General features: G+C 41.3%; 7 protein-coding genes and 1 pseudogene. 4 read left to right on the top strand and 4 right to left on the bottom strand.

All coding sequences use genetic code 11. The annotated features are described in order from the left end of the window. Positions 1-192 precede the first annotated feature (192 nt). The 4 genes and pseudogenes from F0249_RS18660 to F0249_RS18645 all read right to left on the bottom strand — a co-directional run. Positions 193-468 (bottom strand): annotated as a pseudogene (locus tag F0249_RS18660) (GNAT family N-acetyltransferase); the annotation flags it as partial. A gap of 5 nt (positions 469-473) precedes the next feature. Then, positions 474-770, bottom strand: a complete 297-nt coding sequence (locus F0249_RS18655) for a PAAR domain-containing protein (RefSeq protein WP_017052334.1) — start codon at positions 768-770, stop codon at positions 474-476. Continuing rightward, a complete protein-coding gene (locus F0249_RS18650; protein ID WP_171757459.1) occupies positions 771-1,343 on the bottom strand; it encodes a Twin-arginine translocation pathway signal in 573 nt (190 codons plus the stop codon). It lies immediately after the preceding gene. Next, a complete protein-coding gene (locus tag F0249_RS18645; RefSeq protein WP_029203340.1) occupies positions 1,343-3,334 on the bottom strand; it encodes a type VI secretion system Vgr family protein in 1,992 nt (663 codons plus the stop codon). The genes F0249_RS18650 and F0249_RS18645 overlap by 1 nt, the downstream gene beginning before the upstream one ends. A 590-nt stretch (positions 3,335-3,924) precedes the next feature. Here F0249_RS18645 and F0249_RS18640 point away from each other — a divergent pair. From F0249_RS18640 to tssC, 4 genes are all read left to right on the top strand, one after another. Beyond that, entirely contained in the window at positions 3,925-5,331 is a 1,407-nt protein-coding gene (locus F0249_RS18640; RefSeq protein ID WP_171757458.1) for an ImpA family type VI secretion system protein, read from the top strand. Between the two features lie 30 nt (positions 5,332-5,361). Further along, positions 5,362-5,895, top strand: a complete 534-nt coding sequence (locus tag F0249_RS18635; RefSeq protein WP_017052338.1) for a type VI secretion system tube protein Hcp — start codon at positions 5,362-5,364, stop codon at positions 5,893-5,895. A 74-nt stretch (positions 5,896-5,969) separates the two neighbouring features. Further along, positions 5,970-6,479 carry a type VI secretion system contractile sheath small subunit gene (gene tssB, locus F0249_RS18630; RefSeq protein ID WP_017052339.1) on the top strand — a complete coding sequence of 170 codons (510 nt, stop codon included), beginning with the start codon at positions 5,970-5,972 and terminating at the stop codon, positions 6,477-6,479. Next, positions 6,479-7,957 carry a type VI secretion system contractile sheath large subunit gene (gene tssC, locus F0249_RS18625; protein WP_017052340.1) on the top strand — a complete coding sequence of 493 codons (1,479 nt, stop codon included), beginning with the start codon at positions 6,479-6,481 and terminating at the stop codon, positions 7,955-7,957. The genes tssB and tssC overlap by 1 nt, the downstream gene beginning before the upstream one ends. Positions 7,958-7,978 lie beyond the last annotated feature (21 nt).

Here is a 7,978-nt window from a genome sequence, read left to right as displayed (position 1 = left end):
TTCAGTCAAGTATGGGGTGTTGCGCACGGAGTGGTTAGAACGCAACTAACAAACAATTTAAGAGTGACTCCTAACGCTTGCCGATTTTACTTCGATTTGAATTTGGTGTTTACGGTGCAGTGGTTTAGTTTGGGTGTTATAGCGTTGTCGCACCTTAATTGGGCGTTAGTTTGCTAGGAGGCAAGCAGTCAACTAGCCTAAATTCGCTCTTACATCAGAAATAGTAATAAAGAGTTTATTTTCTGCATCTTGAAACGCTTGGAATTCATATCGCTCGTAGAAGTCTTTTGCACCGTCTTTGGCGTCAACAATGACTACAGGGAATGCAACGCTATCACTGGCTGCTAGTAGCTTTCTAAGTGCATCAATAAGGAGCCACTCGCCAAAGCCTTTACCTTTGTAGCGTTCATCGACTGCTAAACGGGCAATTAGACCACCAGAAGTCGATGATTGGTGTTTTTTCTGTATTGGGATTATCCACCAATTAAAACAGTAGGCATCCCCATTATTATGGTTCCACCATGGGCGGTGAGATCGCCCATTCGAGCGGCCGGTTTACTGTTTACAAGCACTGTGGCGCTGCCTTTTACCACACTATCTGGTGGTCCAACGCAAATGCACATTTGACCTACGGTTGCTGCAGGCATATTGCCGATGAGCACCGTTGTTGGCATGGGAAGCAGCGGCCCCCCTACATGGGGAATCGGTACGATGGCTGGAGTTTGCATTGGACACATATGCATGTCGGTTGCTCTGGCTGCTGGTAACATTTAGCTCTCCAAAATTTGACCATTACCACCTTTGGCAATGTCTATTCCAATATCAATAAATGTCTTATAACGCGCTTTTGCTTGCTCTCCATCTGGAAGTACGGCAGTTAGGTTAATACTGCCCGCAACTGCTTGAGCATATAAATACTCAGGAGGAGGCACGATAGGATCATTAGGAGCAGTCATGCTTCCTCCACTCCAAAATGCCGCTTGTGCAGCCCAGCCAGCACCTGAATCTAGGCCTGAGGTTTCGGCCATTTCTTCTGCAAATCGGCGATTGGTTTCATCTGGGTTGTGTACCCATGATTTAGCGGCTTGAATTGCATTTGCTTCTGCTTCGTTCCAGTCATGACGGCTTAAAGCGCAACAACTTGCCCACCAAATTGATTCACGAACAGGTAATGCATGCGCGAGGTAAGTCACCGCTTCTGAAAATAACTCGTCATCAAAGGCGGCATAAATGAGGTCGAACGGTAAAAGGTGCTTTTCTGCGAGAGGTAACAGCGCCGCACTCGCCTCAAAAAGAGATAACACCTGTTTTGAATCACTATAGGGAACTTTTAATAGTTTCATTAATTTACCTTGGCTATTGCCCCTTGTATTTTGACCATGGCGCCCGCTTTAACTTCTGTCATGGCGCTACCATTTACCGTTACTAGCGTCCCTTTCACATCGGTTTTGCCTTTGCCCTCAATGTTAACCATTGACGCTTTCATTTCGGCTTTTCCTTTTCCATTTATTGAAATCGTTGGCGCATCTAATTTAATTCCGCTGGCAGAGATCTCTATTTTACTGGCTCCAACTTTTAGCTCTATTTTGCTTTTCCCAGAAATCGAAATTTTACTACCATCTACAATCACAGATGATTTGGCTTTTAGCTCTGAATTGGCACCAGATTCAAGGTTTACGTTTTTATCACTTTTTGCAGACAAGTCTTCTTTGCTGTGCATTATTAACTGCTTATCAGTGGTTGCACTGATATTTTCTTTGGCAATGAGCTCAGAAGATTTCTCGATAGTAGATGTCACTTTGCCTTTAACGGTAGTGGTTAGATCATTATTGCTATCGATTAAAAGATCTTTCTCGGCATGCAGATAGATGTGCTCTTTGTCTTTTTGATCTTCGAAGCGTAATTCGTTGCCTTGCTTACTGCTTCCTTTTGGTGTTGTTCGAGTTTTTATGCCACTTTGGGAAGCTGACGAATAAGCGGGTGAGTTCGTTTTATTGTATATTGAGCCAATCACCACCGGTCGATTTGGGTTACCATCAATATATTGAATAAGCACTTCATCCCCCACGCGAGGGAGAAAAAGGACGCCAAACCCTTTGCTTGCCACACCTTGAGAAACAGGAATCCAACAGGAGGTGTTTTCGTCTCCTTTACCCGCTAAATCCCAATGAAATTGTATTTTGATTCGACCATATTTATCCCTGTATATCTCTTCATTCTTAGGGCCAGTTACTGTTGCTGTATGTAATTGCTGTGCCGCTGGGTAGTGAATGTAAGGAGGCCTAAATGGTGTTTTGACATCACAGCATTGAAACGAATTTTCGTAACTTACATTTCGACCTGATTCGTCTGCCATAATACGATGAACAATATCGGTAATAAGGTACTCTTGATTAAGGCTTGAGACAGGATGCTTGTCTAATTTAAACTTTGCACCGCATGATAAGTCATTAATAGTCGACGTTGCGGAAGCTTGAACTTTTGAGTTATCCAGCGCTTCCATTTGCCGCTTTACAACATTGCGAAGATCGCCCTTATCATCAAAGCCTTGCCCATAATAATAACTTGATAAGGACTGAGGCGAATCACGATGTGAACTTTTACGCTCTCCAGTATCAAAAACTTCGGCTAACTCTTGATTGTGATCCGCTAGGGTTAATTTTGCGGTGCCGATACTATTTTTAATTTTCCAATTTGATAACTGATGATCATTAGATTGGCTTCCACCTCGAAAAAACAGCTTTCCGCCGTCAATTGATGCAAAGGCATGATTCGAATCCCCAATAATAATGACAGGCTTGTTGCCTGAGTGATCAAGATGGTAGTGCCACCCTTCTTCCGCAAGCAATCGCTGAGCGAAGCTCAGATCACTTTCATCCAATTGAATGCAATAATCATGTTTTCTTCCGGAACCAGTAACAGAGAATTCGAAGAAACTACTAAAGTTAGAATTACCGAAGAGTGATTTTAAAATTTGCATGGTCGTCATATTTTGAAAAACTTGGCGATTCATACGAAAATGTAAGAGGCTAAGAGGGTCTCTTGCTTCTACTTCATAGAAATATAACGATTTTTCAATGTTATAACTTTTTAACTCAATACTGGTAACTAAACCAAGAAAAGTACGAGTGTCATTCTGTTGTTTATATGAAACCGAAATGTTTTGTCCAAGCACATTTGAATCTATTTCATCATTTGCAGTAATAGATAATGTGAGTTGCGCTCCTTGTGAAAGGCTATCTTTAGATTCTAATTTTGAAGCAACATAAAGCTGATTATTGGAAAGCTTAACCTGAAGTGGACGAGTGTTGTAAGCCAATTCATTGTTGGTCATGGTTTTCATTATTCCTTCTAAAAGACAAGTGAAATAACATGTTTAAGTGTTGCTGATACAGTATATATCGAAATCGTTACTATAAATAATAAAGGTAAATCAACCATAACCTAATGTGGGTATTTTTTCATCTAAATAATACTTATATTAACACTTGATGGATTAGTTTATAAGATTACTGGTTGGATGAGTTCTTTTATAGATGGTGTTTCTTAAAATTATTCTATGTAAACAGGTGGTTACGTATTATCTAATGCCGGTTGCTGTTATCTTGTCTTAAATGACCACCAATAATGGCTTAAAAAAACTTTATTATATATCTCATATATATATAATCCGATTTAGTTAAATATGATATTTAAATCGTATTGATTAGAAGAAAATTAAATCAAACAAGTTTCATAATTAATTTAGCGTGACATTTATAAGTAAATGCTAATTTATAATGAATTAATAAGGCTTGTATTATCACACTTCTTGTTCGATATTTGAGTGCTTTTTATTGTACTCATCTTTTGCTTTTATCTCGTGATTGCGAAGACCGAAAGGGTTTGTGACTTTAAGAATAATAAATCTGAATTTGGATTAAAATGCTACTTTCACTGAAAGATGTTTCGCAACTAATAGAACCAATTTCCGCAGACTCACCCTGTGGGCCTTATTTGAAAAATAATAAAAGTGTCTTTCGCCCATTACGTAATGAATTTAATGTTGCGCAAACATCGTTGCGTAAATTAAGTCAAAATCCAAGTGCGGAAGTACTTGATGATTTAAAAGATGAAAATCACCAAAACTGGCTTCAATTATCGGAGTCTCTGTTTGATCAGCTTTCAAATTCTAGCCGAGATATTGAACTTATTGGTTGGTTTTTTACCTCTCAAATGTTACTCGATCCATCCTTAAATAGTGCTGCTAATACCCTGCATTGGCTTGCTGAATTAGTTGAGCATCAATGGGGGCATCTAAACCCAGTGATTGCGTCGGGGAAGCTGAAAAGTGACACCGAAGCCGGATGGGCGGCGGAGCAAACTCGAGCGAAAGTTAAAGCGTTTTTCCAAATGGTTGGAGACAGTGAACAAAGTAGCTTGGTGTATGCACCGCTTCTTTTACAGCCCTTGGTGGCTGACGTTTCATTCTTTGAATATCAGAGCTCAGAGCAAAAAGGGGCGATTAGCCAACTAAAGCAACACGTTTCTTCGAATATAGCGCATGAGCGTACCGAGATACTTCAAAAGCTTGAAAGTGTGCATCGTTGTTTTGTGGAGTTAGAACGCTTAAGAAAGACAACACTAGCTTACTCGCAAATATCAGGTGTAAGTGCACCCAATTTTGGTTTTCTGAAAAGTTTACTGACTAAGTATGACTATGCGTTGCAGCAGCTCACCAATATGAAATTTGAGCCGAAAAAGAGTGCCACGACTCAAGGTGCGCAAAGTGAAGGTGCCAATGAAGCGCCTTCAGTTGACGAGCCTACACCGCAAAAAGCACAACTTTCGACGCAAGTAAGTGCTCAGGAGGGGCTCATGAATTCCGAACAATCTTCACAAATATTCTGTTCTAGCAACCTAGCTGAGACCGCGTCGACCAATAGCATGAACCGAGACTTAGCGTTTCATCAATTACGTGAACTGTCAGATTATTTTCGCCAAAGCGAGCCACATAGCCCCGTATCTTTTTTACTCGAAAAAGCAATTCGATGGGGTTACCTATCTTTGCCTGAGTTGATGAAAGAGATGATGGAAGAGCAAGATGGGACAAGCTTAAACAATATTTTTAATGCCGCAGGATTGAATCATCTTGATCAAGTTTTGCTGCCGGATGTGGATGTTCCTAGCGTCGACATTAGAAACCCTTTAACTTTTACGTCCCCTTCACAAAATGTTGAGTCGGTAAAAGCTGAAGAACCCGTATCAGAGGCTTCCACTGCTGATACTCAATCACAACAAAAGAGTGAATTACAAGCGTCATCTAGTACATCAACTGCACTAGCTTGGTAACAGTATTCTCACCAATAAGGAAGAAAGATTATGGCAAGTATTTACATGCGTGTTGAAGGCCTGAATGTTACAGGTGGCGCTACAATTAAAGATGTAAAAGCATTAGAAGGTAAAGATGATGGTTGGTTTGCAATCTCTTCTTACTCTTGGGGCGGTGTACGTAATGTAGCGATGGATATCGGCAACAGTAACAATGCTGATTCAGGCATGGTAGCGATGAGCGAAGTTAACGTTTCTAAGCAAGTTGACGGTGCATCTGAAGATCTACTTTCTTACCTATTCAATCCTGGTAAAGAAGGCCGCACGGTAGAAGTTGCATTCACTAAGCCTCAAAACGATGGCCAAGGTGCGGATGTTTACTTCCAAGTGATGCTGAAAAATGCACGTTTAGTGTCTTACAACGTTAGCGGATCTGATGGTTCTCAACCATACGAAAGCTTAGCTTTGTCTTACATTGAAATTTCTCAAAAACATAATTATGAGAAAGAAGGCGGCGAGATGGTTTCTGGCGGTCTTGTTACTTACAGCCTACCTCTAGGCAAAATGACTTCTGGATCGAAGTAATTACTATTGCTAGGTGTCTTACCTTAGGTAGGGCACCTAATTACGATCATCAATTGATCTATTAGGACCCATCTATGGCATTGAATTCACAGCACAAACGTGTGAGTAAAAACCGCGTTAGCATTACTTATGATGTTGAAACAAATGGCGCAGTAGAAACAAAAGAATTGCCTTTTGTTGTCGGCGTTATTGGTGATTTCTCAGGACATAAACCTGAGTCAGATAAAGTTGAACTGGAAGAACGTGAGTTTACCGGAATCGATAAAGATAATTTCGATACCGTTATGGAACAAATTAATCCAACGCTTTCTTATAAGGTTGATAATAAGTTAGCCAATGATGATAGTCAGTTTGAAGTCAGCATGAGCTTTCGTTCAATGAAAGACTTCCATCCAGAAAAACTGGTGCAACAGATTGATCCGCTAAAACAGCTGGTTCAAACCCGTAATCAATTAAAAGAGCTGTTAAGCAAAGCTGACCGTTCTCGTGATTTGGAAAAACTATTGAAAGAAGTTCTGCAAAGTGCAGATGCTATTCAAGGTTTAGCGGAAGAGCTAGGGCTCAACAACGAGGGAGCTGAATAATGTCGACTGAACAACAAACTCTCGAACAAGCCAATGTTGAGAGCACAACAGCGAGCTTCTTGGATCGTGCTATCACTGCGACTGCACAAACGCCAGTTGATACAACCAAAGAGTTGCTGGGCATTCTAACGTCTCAAGCGCTTGAAGGCACTGTTACGTGGGATAACAACCTAACGCTAACGATCGAAAAAGCCATCAGCGCCATTGATAGCAAGATTTCTCAACAATTGTCTACAGTAATGAAAAATAACGACTTCCAAAAGCTGGAAGGTACGTGGTTAGGTTTACAGAAATTGGTTAAAAACAGTGAGCTTGGTCCTGACCTTAAGATCAAACTGGCTGATTACACCAAAGATGAGCTGCTTGAGCAATTTGAAGATGCTCCTGCTATCGATCGCAGTCGTTTTTTCACCATGGTTTACCAAGAAGAATTTGGTACGGCTGGTGGTCAACCATACGGCGCCTTAATTGGTGATTACGAGTTTGGCTACGGTGATGAAGATGTTGCGTTAATGCGTTATATGGGCGAAGTGGCTTCTGCATCACATTCTCCATTTATTGCAGCAGCTAATGCGAGCATGTTCGACTTTGGTTCATTTGCAACTTTTGCTGATGGCAAACCTGTCGCGGCTGGTTTTGATTCTCCTGCTTATGCTAGTTGGAATGCTTTCCGTGAAAGTGATGATTCTCGTTATGTCGCACTGACGCTGCCTAAGACGATGGCTCGTCAGCCATACGGAGCGGCAACCGTACCAGTTAAGTCTTTTGAGTTTGAAGAGCTGAACACTCGCGAAAATGGGCAACAAATTGTTAAAGATGACTCTGATTTCGTCTGGAGTAATGCCGCTTATGAATTCGGACTTCTTATGACTCAAGCTTACACTCAGTATGGCTGGTGTACGGCTATTCGTGGTACAGAGAATGGCGGTAAAGTTCAGAACTTACCTAATTTCACTCACTATTCAAATGCGGGTGATTTAATTCAACAGTGCCCAACTGAAGTGAACCTGACCGATGAGCGAGAGAAAGAGCTGAGTGATCTTGGTTTCCTTCCACTGGTTCATTACAAAAATACTAACTTTGCCGTATTTATGGGCGCACAAACGACACATAAACCTAAGACTTATGTGGATCCTGATGCGACGGCGAATGCTGCAATCTCTGCGCGACTTCCTTACACGATGGCAAGTAGCCGCATTGCTCAGTACCTGAAAGTAATGGGTCGTGATCGTATTGGTTCGAACCTTGATCCAAACGATGTAGAAAAAGATCTGAATACTTGGATTAATCAGTACGTGAATCCAAATGCGATCGGTAATGATGCGAAAGCACATCATCCGCTTGTAGAAGCGAAAGTGACTGTTGAAGAGCAAGCTGGCCGTCCTGGTGCTTACTCTGCCGTTGCTTATCTTCGTCCTTGGTTACAAATGGAAGAGTTATCAACCTCGCTACGTATGGTTGCAAACATTCCGGGTTAACCCGATTCGGGGATGAAAATC

Origin of the sequence: Vibrio sp. 03-59-1, assembly GCF_013114135.1 — a bacterium.
GTDB lineage: Bacteria > Pseudomonadota > Gammaproteobacteria > Enterobacterales > Vibrionaceae > Vibrio > Vibrio cortegadensis.
Note: the sequence above shows the minus strand (reverse complement) of the source record. Positions and strands in the feature narration are given on the sequence as shown.